This window comes from Thioclava sediminum, assembly GCF_002020355.1.
GTDB classification, from domain to species: domain Bacteria; phylum Pseudomonadota; class Alphaproteobacteria; order Rhodobacterales; family Rhodobacteraceae; genus Thioclava; species Thioclava sediminum.
Genome location: NZ_MPZV01000001.1, coordinates 1,338,087 through 1,361,395, shown reverse-complemented (window position 1 = coordinate 1,361,395; position 23,309 = coordinate 1,338,087). Strand labels below are relative to the sequence as shown.

General features: G+C 63.1%; 26 protein-coding genes. 19 read left to right on the top strand and 7 right to left on the bottom strand.

Going from position 1 to position 23,309, the window contains the following annotated elements; genetic code table 11:
- Positions 1 to 40: 40 nt before the first annotated feature.
- Complete coding sequence (locus BMI91_RS06065; RefSeq protein ID WP_078604286.1) at positions 41 to 1,054, bottom strand: NAD-dependent epimerase/dehydratase family protein; 1,014 nt, start codon at positions 1,052 to 1,054, stop codon at positions 41 to 43.
- Between the two features lie 421 nt (positions 1,055 to 1,475).
- On the opposite strand from BMI91_RS06065, the gene rplO reads away from it, so the two are divergent.
- The 18 genes from rplO to BMI91_RS05975 all read left to right on the top strand — a co-directional run bounded on the left by rplO (position 1,476) and on the right by BMI91_RS05975 (position 17,249).
- On the top strand, positions 1,476 to 1,943 hold the full coding sequence (rplO, locus tag BMI91_RS06060) for a 50S ribosomal protein L15 (RefSeq protein WP_078545309.1): 468 nt from the start codon (positions 1,476 to 1,478) through the stop codon (positions 1,941 to 1,943).
- Between the two features lie 103 nt (positions 1,944 to 2,046).
- Complete coding sequence (secY, locus tag BMI91_RS06055; RefSeq protein ID WP_078521797.1) at positions 2,047 to 3,417, top strand: preprotein translocase subunit SecY; 1,371 nt, start codon at positions 2,047 to 2,049, stop codon at positions 3,415 to 3,417.
- 30 nt (positions 3,418 to 3,447) lie between these two features.
- Complete coding sequence (locus BMI91_RS06050; RefSeq protein WP_078521795.1) at positions 3,448 to 4,098, top strand: adenylate kinase; 651 nt, start codon at positions 3,448 to 3,450, stop codon at positions 4,096 to 4,098.
- A 184-nt stretch (positions 4,099 to 4,282) separates the two neighbouring features.
- Positions 4,283 to 4,651, top strand: a complete 369-nt coding sequence (gene rpsM / locus BMI91_RS06045) for a 30S ribosomal protein S13 (protein ID WP_078521793.1) — start codon at positions 4,283 to 4,285, stop codon at positions 4,649 to 4,651.
- A 15-nt stretch (positions 4,652 to 4,666) separates the two neighbouring features.
- Positions 4,667 to 5,056 (top strand): 30S ribosomal protein S11, encoded by a 390-nt coding sequence (rpsK, locus tag BMI91_RS06040; protein WP_078521791.1) that lies wholly within the window; start codon positions 4,667 to 4,669, stop codon positions 5,054 to 5,056.
- Positions 5,057 to 5,176: 120 nt separating this feature from the next.
- Positions 5,177 to 6,193 carry a DNA-directed RNA polymerase subunit alpha gene (locus BMI91_RS06035; protein ID WP_075775948.1) on the top strand — a complete coding sequence of 339 codons (1,017 nt, stop codon included), beginning with the start codon at positions 5,177 to 5,179 and terminating at the stop codon, positions 6,191 to 6,193.
- 140 nt (positions 6,194 to 6,333) lie between these two features.
- Complete coding sequence (gene rplQ / locus BMI91_RS06030) at positions 6,334 to 6,753, top strand: 50S ribosomal protein L17 (RefSeq protein ID WP_078521789.1); 420 nt, start codon at positions 6,334 to 6,336, stop codon at positions 6,751 to 6,753.
- 245 nt (positions 6,754 to 6,998) lie between these two features.
- Entirely contained in the window at positions 6,999 to 7,610 is a 612-nt protein-coding gene (locus BMI91_RS06025) for an autoinducer binding domain-containing protein (RefSeq protein ID WP_078521787.1), read from the top strand.
- Between the two features lie 52 nt (positions 7,611 to 7,662).
- On the top strand, positions 7,663 to 8,253 hold the full coding sequence (locus tag BMI91_RS06020) for an acyl-homoserine-lactone synthase (protein WP_078545313.1): 591 nt from the start codon (positions 7,663 to 7,665) through the stop codon (positions 8,251 to 8,253).
- 86 nt (positions 8,254 to 8,339) lie between these two features.
- A complete protein-coding gene (locus BMI91_RS06015; protein ID WP_078571386.1) occupies positions 8,340 to 9,656 on the top strand; it encodes a replication-associated recombination protein A in 1,317 nt (438 codons plus the stop codon).
- A 44-nt stretch (positions 9,657 to 9,700) separates the two neighbouring features.
- Entirely contained in the window at positions 9,701 to 10,078 is a 378-nt protein-coding gene (gene crcB, locus BMI91_RS06010) for a fluoride efflux transporter CrcB (protein ID WP_078545316.1), read from the top strand.
- Positions 10,075 to 11,115, top strand: a complete 1,041-nt coding sequence (locus BMI91_RS06005; RefSeq protein ID WP_078604285.1) for an RluA family pseudouridine synthase — start codon at positions 10,075 to 10,077, stop codon at positions 11,113 to 11,115. Before crcB ends, BMI91_RS06005 begins: the two co-directional genes overlap by 4 nt.
- Positions 11,112 to 11,777: an HAD-IA family hydrolase gene (locus BMI91_RS06000; protein ID WP_078604284.1), complete on the top strand. Its 666-nt coding sequence runs from the start codon at positions 11,112 to 11,114 to the stop codon at positions 11,775 to 11,777. Before BMI91_RS06005 ends, BMI91_RS06000 begins: the two co-directional genes overlap by 4 nt.
- Positions 11,774 to 12,484 carry an ATP12 family chaperone protein gene (locus tag BMI91_RS05995; RefSeq protein ID WP_078604283.1) on the top strand — a complete coding sequence of 237 codons (711 nt, stop codon included), beginning with the start codon at positions 11,774 to 11,776 and terminating at the stop codon, positions 12,482 to 12,484. The genes BMI91_RS06000 and BMI91_RS05995 overlap by 4 nt, the downstream gene beginning before the upstream one ends.
- 219 nt (positions 12,485 to 12,703) lie before the next feature.
- Complete coding sequence (locus tag BMI91_RS05990; protein WP_078521773.1) at positions 12,704 to 13,720, top strand: amino acid ABC transporter substrate-binding protein; 1,017 nt, start codon at positions 12,704 to 12,706, stop codon at positions 13,718 to 13,720.
- A 137-nt stretch (positions 13,721 to 13,857) separates the two neighbouring features.
- Positions 13,858 to 15,120 (top strand): amino acid ABC transporter permease, encoded by a 1,263-nt coding sequence (locus BMI91_RS05985; protein WP_078521770.1) that lies wholly within the window; start codon positions 13,858 to 13,860, stop codon positions 15,118 to 15,120.
- Position 15,121: 1 nt separating this feature from the next.
- Positions 15,122 to 16,441: an amino acid ABC transporter permease gene (locus BMI91_RS05980; protein WP_078604282.1), complete on the top strand. Its 1,320-nt coding sequence runs from the start codon at positions 15,122 to 15,124 to the stop codon at positions 16,439 to 16,441.
- A 16-nt stretch (positions 16,442 to 16,457) separates the two neighbouring features.
- Entirely contained in the window at positions 16,458 to 17,249 is a 792-nt protein-coding gene (locus tag BMI91_RS05975) for an amino acid ABC transporter ATP-binding protein (protein ID WP_078540191.1), read from the top strand.
- Between the two features lie 131 nt (positions 17,250 to 17,380).
- Here BMI91_RS05975 and BMI91_RS05970 read toward each other — a convergent pair whose 3' ends face one another.
- The 4 genes from BMI91_RS05970 to argB form a co-directional block, all read right to left on the bottom strand.
- On the bottom strand, positions 17,381 to 18,364 hold the full coding sequence (locus tag BMI91_RS05970; protein ID WP_078604281.1) for a malate dehydrogenase: 984 nt from the start codon (positions 18,362 to 18,364) through the stop codon (positions 17,381 to 17,383).
- A 106-nt stretch (positions 18,365 to 18,470) separates the two neighbouring features.
- On the bottom strand, positions 18,471 to 18,989 hold the full coding sequence (locus BMI91_RS05965; RefSeq protein ID WP_078521763.1) for a SixA phosphatase family protein: 519 nt from the start codon (positions 18,987 to 18,989) through the stop codon (positions 18,471 to 18,473).
- Positions 18,986 to 19,624, bottom strand: a complete 639-nt coding sequence (locus BMI91_RS05960) for a ferredoxin (RefSeq protein ID WP_078604280.1) — start codon at positions 19,622 to 19,624, stop codon at positions 18,986 to 18,988. Before BMI91_RS05960 ends, BMI91_RS05965 begins: the two co-directional genes overlap by 4 nt.
- The gene (argB, locus tag BMI91_RS05955) at positions 19,617 to 20,495 is read right to left on the bottom strand and encodes an acetylglutamate kinase (RefSeq protein ID WP_078604279.1); all 879 of its coding nucleotides are present in this window, start codon (positions 20,493 to 20,495) and stop codon (positions 19,617 to 19,619) included. The genes BMI91_RS05960 and argB overlap by 8 nt, the downstream gene beginning before the upstream one ends.
- A 149-nt stretch (positions 20,496 to 20,644) precedes the next feature.
- Here argB and BMI91_RS05950 point away from each other — a divergent pair, with 149 nt between their 5' ends.
- On the top strand, positions 20,645 to 21,376 hold the full coding sequence (locus BMI91_RS05950) for an SDR family NAD(P)-dependent oxidoreductase (protein ID WP_078571373.1): 732 nt from the start codon (positions 20,645 to 20,647) through the stop codon (positions 21,374 to 21,376).
- An 18-nt stretch (positions 21,377 to 21,394) separates the two neighbouring features.
- Here BMI91_RS05950 and plsY read toward each other — a convergent pair whose 3' ends face one another.
- Positions 21,395 to 22,003 (bottom strand): glycerol-3-phosphate 1-O-acyltransferase PlsY, encoded by a 609-nt coding sequence (plsY, locus tag BMI91_RS05945; RefSeq protein WP_078604278.1) that lies wholly within the window; start codon positions 22,001 to 22,003, stop codon positions 21,395 to 21,397.
- A gap of 19 nt (positions 22,004 to 22,022) precedes the next feature.
- Positions 22,023 to 23,303, bottom strand: a complete 1,281-nt coding sequence (gene pyrC, locus BMI91_RS05940; protein WP_078604277.1) for a dihydroorotase — start codon at positions 23,301 to 23,303, stop codon at positions 22,023 to 22,025.
- Between the last annotated feature and the right edge of the window lie 6 nt (positions 23,304 to 23,309).

Below are 23,309 nucleotides of genomic sequence, written 5' to 3'. Positions count from 1 at the left end.
GACTTAGGCGATTGCTGCGCTGCGGCAAGGGGAGGAGAGGTTATTTCCCGTAATAGTCGCGGAACCACGCCACAAATTTCGCGATCCCCTCGCGCACATCGGTCTGCGGGCGATAGCCGGTGAGGGACTGCAGAAGCGAGGCATCGGCCCAGGTCGCGGGCACGTCGCCTTTCTGCATCTCCATGTAATTGCGCTTTGCGGGGCGACCCAGCTCGGCCTCCAGCGCATCGACGAAATCCAGCAGCTTCACCTTGTCGGAATTGCCGATATTGACGATCCGATAGGGGGCCACGGGCGAGAGGCTGTCGCCCTCGGCGATCTCGTCACGCGACGCCGGGCGCTCGGGGGCTGCGTCGATCAGCAGGCGGATGCCGCGCACGAGATCTTCGACATAGGTGAAGTCGCGATACATCTCGCCGTGATTGTAGATGTCGATCGGACGGTCGTTCAGGATCGCATCGGTGAACTTGAACAGCGCCATGTCGGGACGGCCCCACGGCCCGTAGACCGTGAAGAAGCGGAACATCGTCGTCGGTAGGTTCCACAGATGAGCATAGGAATGGCCCATCGACTCGGTCGCCTTCTTCGTCGCCGCGTAGATAGTCAGCTGCGTGTCGGCCTTGTCGGTCTCGGCATAGGGCATGTCCTCGTTCGCGCCATAGACCGAGGAGGTCGAAGCCATCAGCAGGTGCTGTACCTCGTGGCGGCGCGCGGCCTCCATCACGTTGAAGGTGCCGACGATGTTGGCGTCGATATAAGCGCGGGGCTGCTCGAGGCTGTAGCGCACGCCCGCCTGCGCTGCGAGATGGACGATGATCTCCGGTTCGAACTCATCCGCCATCGCGTCGAACGTCTCGAGATCTTCGAGCATCCCCTCGGTCGCGGAGAAATTCGGGTTCTGCAGCAGCATCGCGTGGCGGCGCTGTTTCAGGGCGACATCATAATAGTCGGTCATCCCGTCATAGCCATGCACCCGATAGCCCTCGTCGAGCAGCAGCTTCGCCAGATGGTAGCCGATGAAACCTGCGGTGCCGGTGATCAGGATGCGCGTCATGAAAGTCCCTCGCCAATGCTGTCTGTGCAGTAGCGAGCGGGGGGCGGGAAGGTCAAGCGCCGCACGGGATAAGAGAAGGCCCCGGCCGTGCGGACAGCTTCGTCTGCTCGGGCTCGCTGGCCGGCGCTTTGGCGTCTATATAGACCTGCGGCTGGCTCATCGCGGCATCGTGATGGGGCGGCGAGAGATCGGAGGCGCCATACCACGCCCGAGGTGCGTGACCTTCGGGCGACCGGCCCGGTGGGGCAGGGCGCGCGCTGGCCGCGACACCGCCCCGATTGCGCGAAAACGCGGGAGTTGCGTGCGAGGGGCAAACGCACTATACGCCCCCGGTGGCCCGACGGCCGCATCAGAATCAACACGAAAAGCCGTGTCCCTTCCGCACTCGCTTCGGGAAGGTGTTCCGGCAAGGAGAAGCGATATGAAACTCAATGAACTGCGCGACAACGAAGGCGCGGCCCAGAAGAAAAAACGCGTCGCCCGCGGTCCCGGCTCGGGCAAAGGCAAGATGGCTGGCCGTGGTATCAAAGGTCAGAAGTCGCGTTCGGGTGTGGCCCTGAACGGTTACGAAGGCGGCCAGATGCCGCTCTATCGTCGTCTGCCGAAGCGTGGCTTCACCAAGCCGAACGCGAAGAAGTTCAACGTCGTGAACCTCGGCCAGATCGAGAAATTCATCGAAGCCGGCAAGCTCGACGCGAAGTCGGACATCACCGAAGACGCGCTGGTCGCGGCCGGTGTTGTGCGCCGCAAGCTCGATGGCGTGCGTGTTCTCGCCAAGGGCGACATCAAGTCGAAAGTGGCTCTGAAGGTCACCGGCGCTTCGAAATCGGCCGTTGAGGCTGTCGAGAAGGCTGGCGGCTCGGTCACGGTGGCGCAGGCCGCTGAATAAGCTGTTGTGAGCGGGCTCCGGCCCGATTACATAGGCGAAGGTTTTCTAGGCGCCGCCGACCGGGAACCGGTTGGGCGGCGCTTTACATGAAAGAGACGAGCATATGGCATCTGCTGCAGAGCAAATGGCGGCGAACCTCAGCTGGGACGCCCTGGGCAAAGCCACCGAGCTGCGCCAGCGCATCTTCTTCACCATTGGTTTGCTGATCATCTACCGCCTCGGGACCTATATTCCGGTTCCGGGCATCGACGCGCAGGCACTGCGCGAATTCATGCAAAGCGCGGGCTCTGGCCTCGGCGGCGTGTTGTCGATGTTCACGGGCGGTGCGCTCGGCCGGATGGGCGTCTTCGCGCTCGGCATCATGCCCTACATCTCGGCCTCGATCATCATCCAGCTTCTGACCGCTCTGGTGCCCGCACTCGAGCAGATGAAGAAGGAAGGCGAGCAGGGCCGCAAGAAGATCAACCAGATCACGCGCTATGCGACCGTGGCTCTGGCGACCTTCCAGGCATGGGGTCTGGCCGTATCGCTCGAGAAGGGCGATCTGGCGCATGATCCGGGCCTGTTCTTCGTCGCTGCCGTGGTCATCACGCTCGTCGGCGGCACCATGTTCCTGATGTGGCTGGGTGAGCAGATCACCGCACGCGGCATCGGCAACGGCATCTCGCTCATCATCTTCGTCGGTATCGTCGCGGAAATCCCGGCGGCTCTCGCCCGCTTCCTCGAGCAGGGCCGCGCCGGTGCGATCTCCACCCCGGTGATCCTCGGGGTGATCCTGATGATCGCGATCGTGATTACCTTCGTCGTCTTCATGGAGCGCGCCCTGCGCAAGATCCATATCCAGTATCCGCGCCGCCAGGTGGGGATGAAGGTCTATGACGGCGGCTCCAGCCACCTGCCGATCAAGGTGAACCCGGCGGGCGTCATCCCTGCGATCTTCGCCTCGTCGCTGCTGCTGCTGCCGACCACCATTGCGACCTTCTCGGGCCAGAATACCGGTCCGGTGATGTCGACGATCCTCGCCTATTTCGGCCCGGGTCAGCCGCTGTATCTGTTGTTCTACGTCGCGATGATCGTGTTCTTCGCCTACTTCTACACCGCGAACGTGTCGTTCAAATCGGACGAGGTCGCGGATAACCTGAAGAGCCAAGGCGGCTTCGTGCCCGGCATCCGTCCCGGCAAGAAGACCGAGGAATATCTCGACTACGTCGTCAGCCGCGTTCTCGTGATCGGTTCCGCCTATCTCGCCGCGGTCTGCCTTCTGCCCGAGATCCTGCGTTCGCAGCTGTCCATCCCGTTCTACTTCGGCGGCACCTCGGTTCTAATCGTGGTCACCGTGTCGATGGACACCATCAACCAAATTCAGTCGCATCTTCTGGCCCACCAATACGAGGGTCTGATCGAGCGCTCGCAGCTTCGCGGCCGTTCGGGCAAGAAGAAGAAGGGGCCGCGCAAGCCGCCCGCGCGCCGCTAAATCCGCCAAGCGTTTTCAGGGGGAGCCGACATGGCAAATATCATTCTTCTCGGCCCGCCCGGCGCGGGCAAGGGCACCCAGGCCCGCCGTCTCGTCGAAGAGCGCGGCATGGTCCAACTCTCCACCGGCGACATGCTGCGTGAAGCGAAGGACTCGGGCACCGAGATGGGCAATCTCGTCGCCGATGTCATGGCCAAGGGCCAGCTCGTGACCGACGAGATCGTCATCGGTCTGATCGAGGAAAAGCTCGCCGCCGGTGGCGAGGGCTTCATCTTCGACGGCTTCCCGCGCACGCTGGGGCAGGCCGACGCTCTGGGCAAGCTGCTCGCCAAGATGGGCACCAAGCTCGACGCGGTGATCGAGATGCAGGTGGATGACGAAGCGCTCGTCGCCCGCATCACCGGTCGCTCGACCTGCGGCGGCTGCGGCGAGGTCTATCACGACCAGACCAAGCCTTGGCCCGCAGACGGCAAATGCGAAAAGTGCGGCAGCACCGACGTGAAGCGCCGCGCGGACGACAACGAAGACAGCCTGCGCACCCGGTTGATGGAGTATTACAAGAAGACCTCTCCGCTGATCGGCTACTACTACCACGCGGGCGATCTTTTCACGATCGACGGGCTGGCCGAAATCGAGACCGTGGCGACGTCGATCGCTCGAATTCTCGATCAGCAAGAGTAATCGTAAATGAAGCCTTGACCCGGAGGGCGTTTACCTCTAGGTCACGGCGTCTCCGACGGGAATCGTTTCCGAGAAGGGAAGATTCTCGAGGGAGTTAATCGTGGGGTCCGAAGCGCCAGTTTCGGGCCTCGTGTTGTGAAAAAAGGGCCTGGGGTTACGGGCTCGCAACGAAAGGATACACGCTTTGGCACGTATTGCTGGCGTCAACATTCCGACCGGGAAACGCGTCCCGATCGCACTTACCTACATCACCGGGATCGGTCCTCACTCGGCTAAGCAGATCTGCGAAGCAACCGGTGTCGACGTGACCCGCCGCGTCAACGAGCTTTCGGATTCCGAAGTGCTCGCCATCCGCGAACATATCGACGCCAATTACACCGTCGAGGGCGACCTGCGCCGTGAAGTTCAGATGAACGTCAAGCGCCTGATGGATCTCGGCTGCTACCGTGGCCTGCGTCACCGTCGCAACCTGCCCGTGCGCGGTCAGCGCACCCATACGAATGCGCGTACGCGCAAAGGTCCGGCGAAACCCATCGCTGGCAAGAAGAAGTAAGGGGAGGCAGGACAAATGGCTCGTGATAAGGTTCGCGCTAAGCGCAAGGAACGCAAGAACATCGCCGCTGGCGTCGTTCATGTGAACTCCTCGTTCAACAACACCAAAATCCTGATCTCTGACGTGCAGGGCAACGCGATCTCGTGGTCGTCGGCTGGCACGATGGGCTTCAAGGGTTCGCGTAAGTCGACCCCCTACGCCGCTCAGATGGCTGCAGAAGATGCGGCCAAGAAGGCTCAGGATCACGGTCTGCGCACCGTGGACGTCGAAGTTCAAGGCCCCGGTTCGGGTCGTGAATCGGCGCTGCGCGCGCTGGCTGCGGTCGGTCTGACCGTCACCTCGATCCGTGACGTGACCCCGATCGCCCATAACGGCTGCCGCCCGCCGAAGCGTCGCCGCGTCTAATCAAGATTACGACGGTCGGGCCGTGCGGATTTCCCGTGCGGCCCGCCCGCATTTTTCGGTTTTATCCTCGGGCGTCCCCGACTTTGGGCATGGGTCTGGGACAGGTATGGAGGCAAACGCATGATCCACAAGAATTGGGCTGAACTCATCAAGCCGACGCAGCTTGAAATCAAGCCCGGCAACGACCCGCTGCGTCAGGCGACGATCGTCGCTGAACCGCTCGAGCGTGGCTTTGGCCTGACGCTCGGCAACGCACTGCGCCGCGTGCTGCTCTCGTCGCTTCAGGGCGCCGCGATCACCAGCGTACAGATCGACAACGTGCTGCACGAGTTCTCCTCGGTCGCAGGCGTTCGTGAAGACGTCACCGACATCGTCCTGAACCTCAAGGGCGTGGCTCTGCGTATGGACGTTGAAGGTCCGAAGCGCCTCTCGATCTCGGCCAAGGGCCCGGGCGTCGTGACCGCTGGCGACATCACCGAGACCGCGGGCATCGAGGTCCTGAACAAGGATCACGTGATCTGCCACCTCGACGATGGTGCCGACCTGTTTATGGAATTGACCGTGAATACCGGCAAGGGCTACGTCGCTGCCGACAAGAACCGTCCCGAGGATGCGCCGATCGGCCTGATCCCGGTCGACGCGATCTATTCGCCGGTGAAGAAAGTTGCCTACGAAGTGCAGCCGACCCGTGAAGGTCAGGTTCTGGACTATGACAAGCTGACCATGAAGGTTGAGACCGACGGTTCGCTCTCGGCCGAGGACGCGGTGGCTTTCGCTGCTCGCATCCTGCAGGACCAGCTGTCGATCTTCGTGAACTTCGAAGAGCCGGAATCGGCTGGCAAGCAGGACCAGGACGACGGTCTCGAGTTCAACCCGCTTCTGCTGAAGAAAGTGGACGAGCTGGAACTGTCCGTGCGTTCGGCGAACTGCCTGAAAAACGACAACATCGTCTATATCGGCGACTTGATCCAGAAGACCGAAGCCGAGATGCTCCGCACCCCGAACTTCGGCCGCAAGTCGCTGAACGAGATCAAGGAAGTGCTCTCGGGCATGGGCCTGCATCTCGGGATGGAAGTCGAAGATTGGCCGCCGGAGAACATCGAAGATCTGGCCAAGCGTTTCGAAGACCAGTTCTGATTGACGAATTGAGGGGCGTTGGCTAAACGCCCCTCCAATGCCCGGGCTGCCGGGGACGATCTGGGTCACAAGACCCCAAGGTGAGCCGGTGACACGCATCGCTGGCCTGACAAAGCAAAACGCAAGATTGGAGATAGACAATGCGTCACGCACGTGGCTACCGCCGCCTCAACCGTACCCATGAGCACCGCAAGGCGCTCTTCGCCAACATGGCTGGCTCGCTGATCGAGCACGAGCAGATCAAGACGACCTTGCCGAAGGCGAAAGAACTGCGCCCGGTCATCGAGAAGCTGATCACGCTCGCCAAGCGCGGCGATCTGCACGCACGCCGTCAGGCGGCCTCGCAGCTCAAGCAGGACCAGTATGTCGCGAAACTCTTCGACATCCTCGGCCCGCGCTACAAGGACCGTCAGGGCGGCTACGTTCGCATTATGAAAGCCGGTTTCCGTTACGGCGACATGGCTCCGATGGCGATCATCGAATTCGTCGAGCGCGATCTGGACGCAAAAGGTGCGGCAGATAAGGCACGCGTCGAAGCCGAAGAGGCTGCCGAGGATTGATCCTCGCGACCGATTTCCCTGCGAAATCAATGAGAATTGCGAAATCCCGCCTATTAGGCGGGATTTTCTTATTTCCGCCTGCATTTTCCCGCATTTCTCACGCAAAAGGTTATTGCGCAGATGATGCGCATTCGCGAGTGTAAGCGCGTGGGCGGGTAGGGACGTAATGTCACTGTCGGAGCGAACTCCGCACGGCGCGAACACTTTTAAGTTGACCGGGTTAATTCCAAACTGTCTAAAAAGATATGTCGATACAGAGCAGAATCGATTTGAAACTTCGTGACTTGGATCGTTTAGCTCCAAGCGGTTATTTTGTTGGACTGCATATTCGTTTTACGGCGCCTTTGATGACGTTCCAGACTTACGACAAAGCCTGGCTCGATCATTATACCGCAAACGGCTATGTGCTCCGTGACCCTATGACTGCTTGGGGGTTTAGCGAGACCGGCTCAATCCGGTGGAGCGACCCGCGGTTACCCGATCCTTTCCGTCTCTTCGATGAGGCCAAACACTATGGTCTGATCTACGGGGCGACAGTCTCATGCGGCCCGATCCGGTCCCGTACTATCGCAAGCATGGCGCGCGATGATCGGGAATTCGACCTACCCGAGATCGAGACCTTTGAGCTTATCGTGCGCGAATTGCACGACATGACTCAACCGCCTGAGGAACTCACGAGAGCTCAGATCGAAGCCCTGCGCTGTGTTGCTGGGGGTGACCGACACGCGGCGGCGGCCGCGAAACTTGGAATTTCGGAAAGCGCGCTCAAGGCGCGGCTGAATTCTGCGCGCGCAAGACTGATGGCTCGGACGACCGCCGAAGCTATTCAGCGCGCAAAGGATTTCCGCCTGTTATAGTGTTGTTGACCCTCCGCACGGCTGTACTGTGACTAACCTGCAGGAGGAAGACATGCAGACCACTACGCTTTCGTTCACCAATTTTCATAATCACGGTGAGCTTTTCGCAAACATGCTGCGCGCCAGGCGCGAGCTCTTCATTGTCCAGAATAAATGGGATCTCCCAGAAGCGATGGGCATGGAATATGACCAGTATGACACCCCGGCGAGCCGCTGGGTGGTCGTCCATGACGAGCTGGGCAAGGTGCTGGCAGGCAACCGTCTGACGCCCACGACGACGACCTGCGGGATCTATAGCTACATGATCCGCGATGCGCAGCGGGGGCTGCTCGCGACGATCCCGTCCAATCTTCTCTATGACGAAGCTCCGGTCAGCGAGACCGTCTGGGAAAGCTCGCGCCTCTTCGTGTCCCATGACGTCCCGATGGCGATGCGCCGCAAGGTTCATGCGCGTCTCGTGCAGGAAATCGGCAATTCGGCGCGTGAGCTTGGCGCAAGTTCCGCCCTTACCCTTCTGAACGCGAATTGGCCGCGTTGGGCGGGTCGGGTTGGCGTGGATATGACTGCGATGGGACCGGTGCTGGAGATCGACGGGATCAAGAACCAGGTCGTATCGATGAACTTTTCCCAAAACCTTCATTAAAGGGATGGGAAAGATTAGAGCCCCCGTGCGCCCCACACGCGCGGGGGCTTTTCGTTGGCGGACCGAGACACTAGGTTCACGCCATCATGGCCGACCTATTCGACACGCCCCCCGACCCCAATGCGCCTGCGCCCGAAGCGCCGCGCCCGCTCGCTGATCGCATCCGCCCGAAAACTCTGGGTGAGGTGATCGGTCAGGAACAGGTACTCGGTCCCGATGGGCCCTTGGGGGCAATGCTGGCTGCAGGCTCGCTCGGATCTCTGATCCTCTGGGGGCCGCCGGGTGTCGGCAAGACCACCATCGCACGACTGCTGGCCGATGCCTCCGATCGCGCCTTCGTCCAGATTTCCGCGATCTTCACCGGCGTGCCGGAACTGCGCAAAGTCTTTGAGGCCGCCAAGCTGCGGCGCGGGCAGGGCAGGGGAACGCTCCTCTTCGTCGACGAGATCCACCGCTTCAACAAGGCGCAGCAGGACAGCTTCCTGCCGCATATGGAAGACGGCACGATCATGCTGGTGGGCGCCACCACCGAGAACCCGAGCTTCGAGCTGAACGCCGCTGTGCTCAGCCGGGCGCAGGTCATGGTGCTCGAGCGGCTCGACCTCGCCGATCTCGAACGCCTTGCGCAACGCGCCGAGAAGGCGCTCGATCGTCCACTGCCGCTGACCGGCAAGGCGCGCGAGGCGCTGCTGGAAATGGCCGACGGGGACGGGCGTGCGCTTCTCAACCTGATAGAGCAGGTGGCGGCGTGGAAAGTCACCGGCACGCTCGACACCGACGCGCTATCGACCCGGCTGATGCGCCGCGCAGCGAAATACGACAAATCCGGCGATGAGCATTACAACCTGATTTCGGCGCTCCATAAATCCGTGCGCGGTTCGGACCCGGATGCCGCGCTCTATTGGTTCGCGCGGATGCTGGAGGGCGGCGAGGACCCGCGCTATCTCGCGCGGCGCTTCGTGCGCATGGCGGTCGAGGATATCGGGCTGGCCGACCCGCAGGCCCAGACCCATGCGCTGCACGCTTGGGAAATCTACGAGCGGATCGGCTCGCCCGAGGGGGAACTGGCTTTGGCGCAGACGGTGATCTACCTCGCGCTCGCGCCGAAATCCAACGCAGGTTACGTCGCCTATAAGGGCGCGCGGGCGCAGGCGCAGAAGACCGGATCGGAGCCGCCGCCCAAACATATCCTCAACGCCCCGACCAAACTGATGTCCGAACAGGGTTATGGCGCGGGCTATGCCTATGACCACGACGCAGAGGACGGCTTCTCGGGGCAGAACTACTTCCCCGACACGATGAAGCGCCCGGTCCTCTATCAGCCGGTCGAGCGTGGCTTCGAGCGCGAGTTGAAAAAGCGGGTCGACTGGTTTGCCAAGCTGCGTGAACAGCGCAAATCTTGACATTCAGGCCTGTGAACGCTCTTAGGGCGCCAAAGGAGACAGCGATGCTTTCTACGATTTTGCAGGTCGCGCTTGGCGGCGCGATGGGCGCATCGGGGCGTTACCTCGTCGGCGTCGGGATGATGCGCAGCTTCGGCGCGCAGCCGTTCCCGCTGGGCGTCATCACGGTGAACATCCTCGGCTCGTTCCTGATGGGCGCGCTCGTGGTGTTCCTCGGTGACAAGCAGCTGACCCATTGGAACGCCTTTCTCGCGACGGGCTTTCTCGGGGGCTTCACCACATTCTCCTCTTTCTCGCTCGAAGCATATCGCTTGATCGAGAAAGGCGATGTCACATTGGCAGTCAGCTATATCGGACTGTCGGTCGGCGCGGGGCTTCTGGGACTCGTCGCTGGCATTCTATTGATGAGGGCCATGCTATGAGCGGCGTCCAGCATATCACCGTCACCGAGGACGAGGGCGAACAGCGCCTCGACCGGTTCCTGAAAAAGCGTTTCCCGCATCTGTCTCAGGGCATGATCGAAAAGTTCTGCCGCAAAGGCGATCTGCGCGTGGACAAGGGTCGGGTGAAGGCCAATTCGCGCGTCGCGCCGGGGCAGGAAATCCGGGTGCCGCCGATCCCGGATTCCGCGCCCGCGCCGAGGACCGAGGGTATCTCGGAGGAGGATGCGAAATTCATCCAGAGCTGCGTGCTCTGGAAGGACGAGCATATCATCGCGCTCAACAAGCCGCCGGGGCTGCCCTCGCAGGGCGGCTCGGGGCAGGGCAATCGCCATGTCGACGGGCTGAGCGAGGCGCTGACATTCGGCTACAAGGACAAGCCGAAGCTGGTCCATCGCCTCGACAAGGACACCTCCGGCGTTCTGCTGCTCGCGCGCACCGACCGCGTCGCGCGCCGCCTGTCCGAGGCGTTCCGCGGCAAGACCACGCGCAAGATCTATTGGGCGGCCGTCGCAGGCGCGCCCGAACCGAAGACCGGCACGATCCGCTTCGGTCTCGTGAAAGCGCCGGGTCACGGGCGCGGCGGCGAAGGCGAGAAGATGATCTGCATCCATCCCGCCAAGGTCGACAAGACCGAGGGCGCCAAGCGCGCCACGACCGATTACTTCACGCTGCACATCCTCGGTCAGCGGGTCAGCTGGGTCGCGCTGGTGCCGATCACCGGGCGCACCCACCAGCTGCGCGCGCATATGGCCGAGATCGGCAGCCCGATCATCGGCGACGGCAAATATGGCGGCTCGAGCCAAGAAAACATGGGCGACGGCTGGGGCGCGCAACTGGGCGGCGAGATTTCCCGCAAGCTTCACCTGCATGCCCGTCAGATCAGCTTCGACCATCCGATCAGTGGCAAGCGTATCACGCTGACCGCGCCGCTGCCCGAGCACATGAAGCGGACCTGGGACCTGCTGGATTGGCACGAGAAAGACGTGCCGGCCGACCCGTTCGAGGATCTGAAATGAAGCTCGCGATCTTCGACGTCGATGGCACGATCTCGGATAGCCAGAACCACATCACCCATGCGATGACGATCGGGTTCGAGGCGGCGGGTCTGCCAGCCCCGTCGGCCTCCGCCGTGTTGCAGATCGTCGGCCTGTCGCTGCCGCTCGCGGTGGCGCGGCTTGCGCCGGAGCACGATGCCGAGACGCAGGCGCGCATCGTCGAGGGCTACAAGCAAAGCTACAAGACCGCCCGCGCGGCCTCGCCCGCGCCGCTCTATCCCGGGGCAGAGGCGCTGCTGCGAAAGCTCGCCGCGCGCGATGACATGCTTCTGGCGGTCGCTACGGGTAAATCCCGCCGCGGACTGCGGGCACTGATCGAGTATCACGGTCTGGACGGGCTCTTCGTCAGCCAACAGACCGCCGACGATCACCCCTCGAAGCCGCACCCGTCGATGATCGGCGCGGCGTTGAGCGAGGCGGGCGTGGACGCGCGCGACGCGGTGATGATCGGCGATACCAGTTTCGATATCGAGATGGGCCGCAGCGCGGGCGTCGCGACCATCGGCGTGCGCTGGGGCTACCACGCCCCCGCTGCTCTGGAGGCCGCGGGCGCGCATCAGATGGTCGATGATTTCGACGGGCTGGAAACGACACTTCTGGATCTGTGGGAGATGAGTGCATGAGCGAATGGGCGGCCAAGCGGTTCTGGACGGAAACCACCGTCACCGAGCACCCCGAGGGGTTCGGCGTGGCGCTGGACGGGCGTGCGGTGAAGACGCCGGCAAAAGCCGCGCTGACCGTGCCGACGCGCGCCTATGCCGAGGCTATCGCGGCGGAATGGGACGCGCAGGACGGCGCGATCCAGCCCCATACGATGCCGGTCACCCGCTCTGCCAATGCGGCGATCGACAAGGTGGCGCATCAGCATCCCGAGGTCGTCACCCATGTCTGCGAATTCGGCGGCACCGATCTTCTGTGCTACCGTGCCGAGGCTCCGACGGAACTGGTCGAGCTTCAGGCCGCGAAATGGGACCCGCTGCTGGAATGGGCGGCGCAAACCTATGGCGCGGAGCTGAAGGTCACGACGGGAATTCTTCCGGTCGATCAGCCTGCCGACCATCTGGCGCGCCTGGAGACGGAGGTGGCAAACCTCGACCCCTTCGCGCTGGCGGCGCTGCATGATCTCGTGGGCATCACGGGCTCCCTCGTGCTGGGGCTGGCCGTCACCCGCGGCAGGCTCTCGGCCGAGGAAGCATGGGAAATTTCGCGGCTCGACGAGGACTGGCAAATCGCTCAATGGGGCGATGACGAAGAGGCGGCGGAGATCGCCGCACACAAGCGCGAGGCGTTGTGTGACGCGGCTCGAATCTGGACGCTCACCGAAAGGTGACCGCCGCGGATTCTCACGCCGCTTATTGACCTGCCAAAAGCATCATCACTTGCTGACGATTTACGCAGGGGCCCTCACGAATTCCGGAAACTAGCCTTGACCTTCTTTGATCGGATGGACCAAACTTTCGTTACTCCGTGTCATGGAGACACGATCGACCAGGTCCGTGAGGGACCAAGAACCGCTCTGTCAGAGCGGCGACAACAGGAAGAGGTAAAAATGAAGAAATCCGTCTTTTTCGGCGCGCTGACGGCTGCGACGCTGACTGCCGGTCTGGCTGGCGCGGCCACGCTCGATGACGTGAAATCGCGCGGAGAGCTGATCTGCGGCGTGAACACCGGTCTCGTGGGCTTCGCCGCGCCGGATGCCAACGGTAACTGGTCCGGCTTCGACGTCGCGGTCTGCCAGGCCGTCGCCGCCGCTGTGCTGGGCGACCCCTCGAAGGTTAAATACGTCCCCACCTCGGGCCAGACGCGCTTCACCGCGCTCGGTTCGGGCGAAGTGGACCTGCTCGCACGCAACACCACCTGGACCTTCTCGCGCGACACCGACCTGAAGCTCCAGTTCACCGCGACCAACTACTACGACGGTCAGGGCTTCATGGTCCGCAAGGATTCGGGCGTGACCTCGGCCAAGGAACTCGACGGTGCGTCGATCTGTATCCAGACCGGCACCACGACCGAGCTGAACCTCGCCGACTACTTCAAGGCCAACAACATGTCCTATCAGCCGATCACGGTTGATTCGAACGCCGAGGGCGAACAGCAGTTCCTCGCCGGCGCTTGTGACGCCTACACCACCGACGCGTCGGGCCTCGCAGCCACCCGCGCCGCTTTCGCGAACCCTTCCGACTACGTGATCCTGCCGGAAATCATCTCGAAAGAGCCGCTGGCTCCGGCCGTCCGTCAGGGCGACGATCAGTGGACCGACATCGTCCGCTGGACCGTCTTCGCGCTGATCGGCGCTGAAGAATACGGCGTGACCTCGGCGAATATCGACGAGCTGGCCAAAGGCACCGACAACCCGGAAGTCAACCGCCTGCTCGGCACCGAGGGTGACCTCGGCGCGATGATCGGCCTCGACAAGGACTGGGCCGTCAAAGCCATCAAGGCCAACGGCAACTACGGCGAAATCTTCGCCGCGACCATCGGCGAGCAGACCCCGATCGGTCTGGCCCGTGGCCTGAACGCTCAGTGGACCCAAGGCGGTCTGATGTACGCTCCTCCCTTCCGCTAAGAAGGGCCCGGCAGGGGCGCGGTTCAATCCGCGCCCCTGTTCCGTTTTCAAGAGACCGTGCGTAGGGGAGACATCCCCACTAAGGCCCGCAAGAATGGCCAGACAAAAATAACGACGCGGCAACAGGGGAAATAAGAATGACAAGCGCGCCCGACGCGCCGGAGCAGGGCTTCCGGCTCAGCCAGCTTATCTATGACACGCGTTATCGCTCCCTGACGATTCAGGCGATCGTCTTCATCCTCGTGATGGGCGGCGCGGCATGGCTGGTGGACAATGTGATCCAGAACCTCAACGACCTCGGGAAGGATTTCAATTTCTCCTTCCTCGGGCAGAGGGCCGGTTACGATATCGGCAATGCGATCATCCCGTATAACAACGACATGAGCCACGGACGTGCGCTGCTTGTCGGCCTCATCAACACGCTCTGGGTGTCCTTCCTGGGCTGCGTCGCCGCGACGATCATCGGGATCTTCGTGGGCGTGCTGCGCCTGTCGAAGAACTGGCTCGTGGCGCGGCTGATGACCGTCTATGTCGAGGTCTTCCGCAACATTCCGGTGCTGCTGTGGATCCTCGTGGCGATCGCGCTGCTGACCGATGTGGCCCCGTCGCCCAACGCCTATAAGGTGAACCAGCAGACGGGCGAGGCACAGGCTTCGATGCTGCTCGACTCGGTCGCTTTCACCAATCGCTACACCGCGATCCCCTCGGTGCATTTCGATCGCTCGCTCGGGTCGCTCGACACGGCGCTGGCGCCGATCTCGCTGAACTTCCTCGCGCTCGTGATCGTGCTGATTGCTTCGATCTGGGTGAACAAGCGGATGCTGACCCACGCCGCCAAGGTGCAGGAGGCGACCGGGGTCCGACCTACAATGTGGTGGAAGAGCGCGCTCGTGCTGATCGCGCCCGTCGTGATCCTCGCCATTGCGCTCGGGATCAATCCCGAAGAGCCCCAGATCAAGGGCTTCAACTTCACCGGCGGCACGAACGTGTCGAACTCCTTCGTGGCGCTCTGGCTCGGCCTGTCGCTCTATACGGCGGCCTTCATCGCCGAGATCGTCCGCGCCGGTATCCTCGCCATCTCGAAAGGCCAGACCGAGGCCGCCTTCGCGCTGGGTCTGCGAGCCAATCGCACGATGAGCCTCGTGATCCTGCCGCAGGCGCTGCGGGTCATCATCCCGCCGCTGATCTCGCAATATCTGAACCTGACGAAGAACTCCTCGCTCGCGATCGCCGTGGGCTATCTGGAACTGCGCGGCACGTTGGGCGGTATCACCCTGAACCAGACCGGGCGCGAGCTTGAGGCGATCACGCTGATGATGCTGATCTACCTCGCGATCTCGCTGTCGATCTCGGGCGTGATGAACGTCTACAACAATCGCGTGAAGCTGAAGGAGCGGTGAGATGAGCGATACACAAGCCCATTCCGTCGCCTATGTCCGCGACACGATGCTGCCGCAGCAGCCTGCCCCCGCAGGGCAGTCCGGTGCGGTCCAATGGCTGCGCGAGAACCTGTTCTCGGGCTGGTTGAACACGTTGCTGACCCTTCTGGGCGTGGCCTTGATCTACACGCTGGTCATGCATTTCCTGCCTTGGTTCCTGCATGGCGTCTGGGACGCCAACTCGATCAAGGAATGCCGCACGATCATCACCGACCGTTACGGCGAAGGCGCGACCGGCGCCTGCTGGGCGGTGATCCGCGAGCGTTGGCACCAGTTCATCTTCGGCTTCTACCCGCCGGAACTGTACTGGCGCCCGATCCTGACCTTCCTGCTGCTCTTCGTGGCGGTCGGTCCGCTTCTTTTCACTTGGGTGCCGCGCGTGCTGGCCTGGTTCACGCCGGTCTACCCGTTCCTCGCCGTGTGGCTGCTCTGGGGCGGCTCCGGCTGGACGCCGGTCATGATCTTCGCGGGCTTCGTGCTGGGCGCGGCGATCCTGTTGCTGCTGTCACCGCGGCTTGGCTCAATCATGGCCTTCTCGATCGGCGCTTTCGTCGCGATCCTCTACTTCCTCTTCGTGGTGGGCCCGCTCATCGGCGGGTTGCAGGCGATCCTGCCTTGGGGGCTGGAATCAGTGGACTCCGCCAAATTCGGGGGCTTCCTGCTGGCGATCACGCTGGGCGTGGGCGGCATCATGATGTCGCTGCCGCTGGGGATCGTGCTCGCGCTCGGGCGGCAATCGGACATGCCGCTGGTCAAAGGCTTCTCGGTGGTCTTCATCGAGTTCATCCGCGGCGTGCCGCTGATCACGCTCCTGTTCGTGGCCTCGCTGCTGCTGAACTACTTCCTGCCGCCGGGCACGAATTTCGACATCATCCTGCGGGTGATGATCCTCGTGACCTTCTTCGCAGCCGCTTATATCGCCGAGGTGATCCGCGGCGGTCTCGCAGCACTCCCGCGGGGCCAATACGAGGCGGCTGATGCGCTGGGGCTCGATTACTGGAAGGCGCAGCGGCTGATCATCCTGCCGCAGGCGCTGAAGATTTCGATCCCGGGCATCGTCTCCACCTTCATCGGCATGTTCAAGGATACGACGCTGGTCGTGTTCGTGGGTCTCTTCGACCCGCTCAAGGGCATCCCGGACTTCATCCGCGCCGACTTCAACTGGAAAGGCATCTACTGGGAGCCCTTCATCTTCGTCGGCGCCATCTTCTTTATCCTGAACTTCGCCATGTCGCGCTACTCGATGTCTCTCGAGCGTCGACTGCAGCGTGATAACCATTAATCGGGGACTAGACACAATGACCGAACCGCAATTCGAACGTCAGGTCGACCGCAGCCATATGCAGGTCTCCGACGAGGTCGCGATCCAGATCGAGAACATGAACAAGTGGTATGGCCAGTTCCACGTCCTGCGCGACATCGATCTGACCGTGCAGCGTGGTGAGCGTATCGTCATCGCCGGGCCCTCGGGCTCGGGGAAATCGACGCTGATCCGCTGCATCAACCGTCTGGAGGAACACCAGGCGGGCAAGATCGTCGTCGACGGGATCGAGCTGACGAACGACCTGAAGAACATCGACAAGGTCCGCCGCGAAGTCGGCATGGTGTTCCAGCACTTCAACCTGTTCCCGCATCTGACCATTCTCGAGAACCTGACGCTGGCCCCGATCTGGGTGCGCAAGACGCCCAAGAAGGAAGCCGAAGCGACGGCGATGCATTACCTCGAGAAGGTGAAAATCCCCGAGCAGGCCGACAAGTATCCCGGCCAGCTTTCGGGCGGTCAGCAGCAGCGTGTGGCGATCGCGCGCTCGCTGTGCATGAAGCCGCGGATCATGCTCTTCGACGAACCGACATCGGCGCTCGATCCGGAGATGATCAAGGAAGTGCTCGACACGATGATCGAGCTGGCGGAAGAGGGGATGACCATGCTCTGCGTGACCCACGAGATGGGCTTCGCACAGGCGGTGGCGAACCGGGTGATCTTCATGGCCGACGGTCAGATCGTCGAGCAGAACAACCCGCACGACTTCTTCAACAACCCGAAATCCGAGCGGACCCAGCAGTTCCTGAGCCAGATCCTCGGACACTGAGGCAGGGCCGGGGGCAAAGGCTGGGGGTTTCACACCCCCAGACCCCCGTGGGATATTTCCGCCAAGGCGTAGAATTAAAAAAGGGGCGGCGCGAATACTCGTGCCGCCCCTTTTCTATATTCGCGTCTGATTTAAAGAAGGTCGGAAACCGCTTCGCGCTCTTCTTCCAGTTCGCCGACGGTGCGGGCCATCATCTCTTTCTGGAAATCGTTGAATTCCAGACCTTCGACGCGCTCGTAATGACCGTCCTTGCAGATCACCGGCAGGCCGACCATCAGCCCCTCGGGGATGTCGTAGAGGCCGGTCGACGGCACGGCCATCGACACCCATTTGCCATCGGTGCCGTGGATCCAGTCATGCATGTGATCGATCGCGGCATTGGCGGCGGAGGCGGCCGAGGACGCGCCACGCGCTTCGATGATCGCAGCGCCACGGGTGGCAACCTGCGGGATCAACGTCTCGCGATACCAGGTCTCGTCGCCGATGATCTCGGAGAGCTTGCGGCCCTTCGCTTCGGCTTCGGTCCAGTCGGCGAACATGGTAGGCGAGTGGTTGCCCCAGACCACGAAACGCTCGATGTCGTCGACATGCAGATCGGCCTTCGACGCGAATTGCGTCAGCGCGCGGTTGTGGTCGAGCCGGATCATCGCGGTGATGTTCTCGGTCGGGAAGTTCGGCGCGTTGGCCGCGAGGATCATCGCGTTGGTGTTGGCCGGGTTGCCGACGACCACACATTTCGCGTCGCGCTTGGCAGCCTTGTCGAGGGCTTCGCCCTGCACGCGGAAGATCTCGGCATTGGCCGACAGCAGATCGCGGCGCTCCATGCCTTTGGTGCGCGGACGCGAGCCCACGAAGAAAGCGGCATCGATATCGGTGAAGGCGGTCACCGGATCATCGGTCACAACGGTGCCAGCGAGCAGCGGGAAGGCGCAGTCTTCCAGCTCCATCACCACGCCACGCACCGCGTCGAGCGCCTGCGGCAGGTCCAGAAGCTGCAAGATCACCGGCTGATCGGGACCGTAGACATCCCCCTTGGCGATGCGGAACAGCAGCGCGTAGCAGATCTGACCGGCAGCCCCGGTGACGGCGATGCGTTTCGGCGTTTGAGCGGACATGGAAACCCTCCTGTGATGATTACGCCAGAGAGATAGGGCACAGGCGCGCGGCTGGCCATAGAAAACCGTGCCCTAACGTCACGATCACGGGAGGGAAAAGCCGTGTTCAGCCCCGCCGGGTCGGCGTGAAGAAATCGAGCACCGATCCCTGACCCGGCTGCACTTCGTCCCAGCTGTCGATCTGGAAATCGACGATCAGCGTGGCGCAGGTCGGGAAGCGGCGGAAATCGGGGTCGTGCAAGGCGCGTGCAGGCAGGCGATGGGCGAATTCCGCGATGCCCGGGTTGTGGCCCAGCATCATCACGGTCGGCGCGGAGGCGGTGCGCAGAACCTGCAGCATCATCTCGGGGGCTGCGTGGTAGAGATCCTCGACATAGCTCACCTCCGGCCGTGTCTCGATCACCGCGCGCTCCACTCGGTCCCATGTCTCGCGGGTGCGAGTCGCCGAGGAGCAGAGCACCTCTTCCGGCTCCAGCCCGCGCGAGGCGAGGAAATCGCCCAGTTCGAGCGCAGCCGCGCGTCCGCGCGCATTGAGCGGGCGATCACGATCTTCCATCGCCGGGTCGTCCCAGCTGGATTTGGCATGGCGGGTCAGGATCAGGCGGCGATAGCCGAGCGGTGTCATGGGTGGAACTGCCTCATATGCCATGCGGATTGCTGAGGCAGCCTGCCATAGCTTTCACCTGCCGGGCAAGCGCGTCTTGCAAGACAGCCGTGATCGCGACAGGCCGCGCCTTCGGGGCGGTCGAGATGCGCGTGACAGCTTTGCGTGTCGTAACCGTCGGGTTTGAGCGCATCGACCGGGCAGGCGGTGGCGCAGGGCGCAGGGCAACCGACGCAGGGATTGGCGGCGGGTGCGGGCAGGGGAAGCAAGCCAGGCAGGGCCAGCGCGCCCCGCACCGAGGCCCAGAGGCCCATATGCGCGTGGCACATCAGATGGACCGGCGAGGCGAAGCTCTGTCCGCTTTTCACGGCCCAGCTTACGAAAGGCTGCCAGGGCGGGCCGGTGAAGGGGAAAAGTGCGCGGGCTTCAAATTGCCGTGCGAGGGCGCCGATCACCCGCGCAGACCAGCGGTCCAGCGGATCGGATGCGATCTCGGCGAATTCCGGCTGAGCGGTGACGTGATCCCAGAAACCCGGCTCGTCGGGCGAGATCAGCGCGATTGTCTCGCCATCCTCATGCAGCAGCCCCGACACGAAGAGCCGGTGCGGGGTCAGCGCCGCGGCGAGGGCAGAGATCACCGGCGGTGTCTCACTCACTGCGCGGTTTCACGCGCGGCTCTGTCGAGCGGATCATCGAGCCCGCCCCATGTTCGGTGAACAGCTCCAACAGGCAGGCATTGGCGACGCGCCCGTCGACGATGACCACCGCGCGCACGCCCTCGTCGACCGCTTTCAGCGCGGTCTCGACCTTCGGGATCATGCCGCCCGCGATGGTGCCGTCTTCGATCAGGGCGGTCACGTCCTCGGGGGTGAGCTGCGTGATCACCTCGCCCGCCTTGTTCTTCACGCCCGCCACGTCGGTCAGCAGAAGCAGGCGATCGGCGCGCAGCGCGCCCGCGATGGCGCCGGCTGCGGTGTCGCCATTGACGTTGAAGGTCTCGTTATCGGCCATGCCGGTCGCGACCGGGGCGATCACCGGGATCATGCCCGCGTTATAGAGGTCGCGGATCACCTGCACGTTCATCTCGACCGGACGACCGACGAAGCCCAGTTCGGGATCGTCCGCCTCGCAGACCATCAGGTCGTCATCCTTGCCCGAGATCCCGACCGCGCGGCCGCCTTGGTCGTTGATCGCCTGCACGATGCGCTTGTTGACGAGGCCCGAGAGGATCATCTCGACCACTTCGACGGTGGCTTTGTCGGTCACGCGCTTGCCGCGGACCCATTGGCTTTCGATGCCGAGCTTGCCCAGCATCTCATTGATCATCGGTCCGCCGCCATGCACCACGACCGGGAAGATGCCGACCTGACGCATCAGCACGATATCGCGGGCGAAATCGGCCATCGCCTCTTCGTCGCCCATCGCGTTGCCGCCGAATTTCACCACGACCACGGCGCCGGAATAGCGTTGCAGGTAGGGCAAGGCTTCCGAGAGGGTGCGGGCGGTGGCGATCCAGTCACGATCCATGGTCTGCTTTCTCATCTGGCTGGTCCTCGGGCAGGGTGGTCCCATCTTGCTAGACCGTTCGCGCCGGGTTTGGAAGGGCGCAATCGGGGCCGTTGCGCTCGGAACAAAACCGACTAGGGTCGGGAGCGCGCTGACGGGGAGTTCGAGTAATGGATGATCGCAAAGTAATGCTGCTGACGGGGGCGAGCCGGGGCATCGGCCACGCCACGGTGAAACGCTTCGCAGCCGAAGGGTGGCGCGTCATCACCTGCTCGCGCCAGCCTTTCCCCGAGCAATGCCCGTGGGGTGGCGGGCGCGAGGATCACATCCAGGTCGATCTCGCCAAGCCCGACGAGGTGATCGACGCGATTGCCGACATTCGCAGCAGGATCGACGGGCGGCTGCATGCGCTGGTCAACAATGCAGGCATCTCGCCGAAAGGGCCGGAGGGTGAGCGGCTCAATACGCTCGACACCGATCTGCGCACCTGGGGGCAGGTCTTCCATGTGAACTTCTTCGCCTCCATCGTGCTTGCGCGCGGTCTGGTCGAGGAGCTGTCGACCGCGCAGGGGGCCGTGGTCAACGTGACCTCTATCGCAGGTCTGCGGGTGCATCCTTTCGCAGGGGCCGCCTATTCCACCTCGAAAGCCGCGCTCAAGGCGCTGACGCGCGAAATGGCGCATGATTTCGGGCCGCTCGGGGTGCGCGTGAACGCCATCGCGCCGGGTGAGATCGAAACCTCGATCCTCAGCCCCGGCACCGAGAAGATCGTCGAGAAACTGCCGCTGCGCCGCCTTGGGCAACCCTCGGAAGTGGCGGATGTGATCTGGTTCCTGTGCTCGGATGCGTCGAGCTACGTCACCGGCACCGAGATCGAGGTGAACGCGGGCCAGCACGTCTGAGGTCGCGTCCGGGACGGCTCAGGTCTTCTTGCCGATTTTCGGCTCCGTGCCCATCGCGAGGCGCGCGATATTGGTGCGGTGCCGCCAGAAGATCAGCACCGAAAGGCCCGCCGCCAGCATCATCAATTCGCGATAGCCGAGGAAATAAGCCAGCGGCACCGTTGCCGCCGCCGAAACCAGCGCCGCGAGCGAGGAAATCCGCGTCAGCAGCGCCGTGACCAGCCAGACGGCGCAGGTCGCAAGGCCCACGGGCCAGGCCAGCGCGATCATCGTGCCGAGGAAGGTCGCCACCCCTTTGCCGCCCTGAAAGCGCAGCCAGACCGGGTAGATGTGACCGATGAAGGCGGCCGCGCCCGCCACTTGTGCGGCGGTTTCGCCCAGCGTGTAGCGTGCGATGAGAACCGCAATCGCGCCTTTGCCGCTATCGAGGATAAGGGTGGCAAGCGCCGCGCTCTTGCTGCCGGTGCGCAGAACGTTCGTCGCGCCGATATTGCCGGAGCCGATTTTGCGCAGGTCGCCCAGTTTGAAAAGCTTGGTGATAACGAGCCCAAACGGCACAGATCCGAGCAGGTAGCCCAGTGCAGCCACCAGCCCGAGCCATGCTGACCCGTTCTCAATTCCCGGCATATGCCTGCCCTCGCCTCGTTTATGAGTCGTTATTGTTGTTATAAACCTGCACCCCTGCGACGAATGTGGCAAGCGTTTTGCCTTCCATTCGAGCAGTATCGAAGGGGGTATTCTTTGATTTTGAGCGCAATTTAAACCTGTCGAGCACGAACGGCGCGTCCGGATCGAAGAGCACGAGGTCTGCCGGAGCGCCCTCGCAAAGCCGTCCCTGCGGCAATCCCAGACGCTTCGCCGGGTTCAGCGACATCGCCCGGAAGAGCTGTGGCAGGGTCAGCTGACCGGCATGGTAAAGGCGCATCGCGGCGGGCAGGATCGTCTCGAGCCCGACCGCGCCGGAGGCCGCTTCCTCGAAGGGCAGGCGCTTGGATTCCTCATCCGCGGGCGTATGCAGCGAGCAGATCACGTCGATCGTGCCGTCGGCCACCGCCTCGATCACCGCGAGCCGGTCTTCCTCGTCGCGCAGCGGCGGCGTCAGTTTGAAGAAGGTCCGGTAATCGCCCACGTCGAGCGCGTTCAGCGTCAGGTGGTGGATCGAGACCCCGGCGGTCACATCGAGCCCGGCTTCTTTCGCGCGCGCCAGCGCGGGCAGGGCCTTCGCGGTGGTGATCTGGTCGGCGTGATAGGCGAGGCCCGTCATCTCCACCAGCGCCAGATCGCGGTCGAGCCCCATCCGCTCGGCCATCGGCGATACGCCCGGCAAGCCCCGCAGCGAGGCGAATTTGCCCGAAGTGACGGCCGCGCCTTTCGACAGGACCGGCTCTTGCGGATGGCCGATCACTAGAGCGCCCAAATGGGCTGCATAGGTAAAGGCGCGTTGCAGCACCTTGGTCTGATCCGAGACGCGCGTGACGTCGGTGAATGCCACCGCGCCCGCATCTTTCAGAAAGCCGATCTCGGTCATTTCCTGCCCGTCGCGGCCCTTGGTCAGCGCCGCCATATGCAGGATGCGGACCGGCGCGTCCGCCGCGCGGCGGGTGACGAATTCCAGCGTCTCGGGGGTGTCGATGGCGGGCTGCGTGTCGGGGCGGGCGATGATGGTGGTCACGCCCCCGGCTGCGGCGGCCAGCGCCGCCGTGCGGAAGCTTTCCATGTGGCGCTCGCCCGGCTCGCCGATCTTCACGCCCAGATCTACGATCCCCGGCGCGAGGTATTTACCGCCGCAATCGATCACCTCGGCATCGGCGGGGGCGGACATGTCGCCGATCGCCGCGATTAGGCCTCCGTCGATCACCACGTTTCCGGTGGTTTCGGTCAGCGCCTCGGGGTCGATCAGCTTGGCGTTTTCGAGGAAAAGGGTCATGCGTCG

Bases quoted from the DNA above. Each gene is read 5' to 3' on its own strand.
- rplO (WP_078545309.1), top strand. From the start codon at position 1,476: ATGAAACTCAATGAACTGCGCGACAACGAAGGCGCGGCCCAGAAGAAA.
- BMI91_RS06025 (WP_078521787.1), top strand. From the start codon at position 6,999: ATGTCGATACAGAGCAGAATCGATTTGAAACTTCGTGACTTGGATCGT.
- BMI91_RS05975 (WP_078540191.1), top strand. From the start codon at position 16,458: ATGACCGAACCGCAATTCGAACGTCAGGTCGACCGCAGCCATATGCAG.
- plsY (WP_078604278.1), bottom strand. From the start codon at position 22,003: ATGCCGGGAATTGAGAACGGGTCAGCATGGCTCGGGCTGGTGGCTGCA.
- argB (WP_078604279.1), bottom strand. From the start codon at position 20,495: ATGGATCGTGACTGGATCGCCACCGCCCGCACCCTCTCGGAAGCCTTG.
- secY (WP_078521797.1), top strand. From the start codon at position 2,047: ATGGCATCTGCTGCAGAGCAAATGGCGGCGAACCTCAGCTGGGACGCC.
- BMI91_RS05985 (WP_078521770.1), top strand. From the start codon at position 13,858: ATGACAAGCGCGCCCGACGCGCCGGAGCAGGGCTTCCGGCTCAGCCAG.
- crcB (WP_078545316.1), top strand. From the start codon at position 9,701: ATGCTTTCTACGATTTTGCAGGTCGCGCTTGGCGGCGCGATGGGCGCA.
- BMI91_RS05995 (WP_078604283.1), top strand. From the start codon at position 11,774: ATGAGCGAATGGGCGGCCAAGCGGTTCTGGACGGAAACCACCGTCACC.
- BMI91_RS06050 (WP_078521795.1), top strand. From the start codon at position 3,448: ATGGCAAATATCATTCTTCTCGGCCCGCCCGGCGCGGGCAAGGGCACC.
- BMI91_RS06015 (WP_078571386.1), top strand. From the start codon at position 8,340: ATGGCCGACCTATTCGACACGCCCCCCGACCCCAATGCGCCTGCGCCC.
- BMI91_RS05950 (WP_078571373.1), top strand. From the start codon at position 20,645: ATGGATGATCGCAAAGTAATGCTGCTGACGGGGGCGAGCCGGGGCATC.
- pyrC (WP_078604277.1), bottom strand. From the start codon at position 23,303: ATGACCCTTTTCCTCGAAAACGCCAAGCTGATCGACCCCGAGGCGCTG.
- rpsK (WP_078521791.1), top strand. From the start codon at position 4,667: ATGGCTCGTGATAAGGTTCGCGCTAAGCGCAAGGAACGCAAGAACATC.
- rplQ (WP_078521789.1), top strand. From the start codon at position 6,334: ATGCGTCACGCACGTGGCTACCGCCGCCTCAACCGTACCCATGAGCAC.
- BMI91_RS05980 (WP_078604282.1), top strand. From the start codon at position 15,122: ATGAGCGATACACAAGCCCATTCCGTCGCCTATGTCCGCGACACGATG.
- BMI91_RS06000 (WP_078604284.1), top strand. From the start codon at position 11,112: ATGAAGCTCGCGATCTTCGACGTCGATGGCACGATCTCGGATAGCCAG.
- BMI91_RS06020 (WP_078545313.1), top strand. From the start codon at position 7,663: ATGCAGACCACTACGCTTTCGTTCACCAATTTTCATAATCACGGTGAG.
- BMI91_RS05970 (WP_078604281.1), bottom strand. From the start codon at position 18,364: ATGTCCGCTCAAACGCCGAAACGCATCGCCGTCACCGGGGCTGCCGGT.
- BMI91_RS05990 (WP_078521773.1), top strand. From the start codon at position 12,704: ATGAAGAAATCCGTCTTTTTCGGCGCGCTGACGGCTGCGACGCTGACT.
- BMI91_RS05965 (WP_078521763.1), bottom strand. From the start codon at position 18,989: ATGACACCGCTCGGCTATCGCCGCCTGATCCTGACCCGCCATGCCAAA.
- BMI91_RS06035 (WP_075775948.1), top strand. From the start codon at position 5,177: ATGATCCACAAGAATTGGGCTGAACTCATCAAGCCGACGCAGCTTGAA.
- BMI91_RS06005 (WP_078604285.1), top strand. From the start codon at position 10,075: ATGAGCGGCGTCCAGCATATCACCGTCACCGAGGACGAGGGCGAACAG.
- BMI91_RS06065 (WP_078604286.1), bottom strand. From the start codon at position 1,054: ATGACGCGCATCCTGATCACCGGCACCGCAGGTTTCATCGGCTACCAT.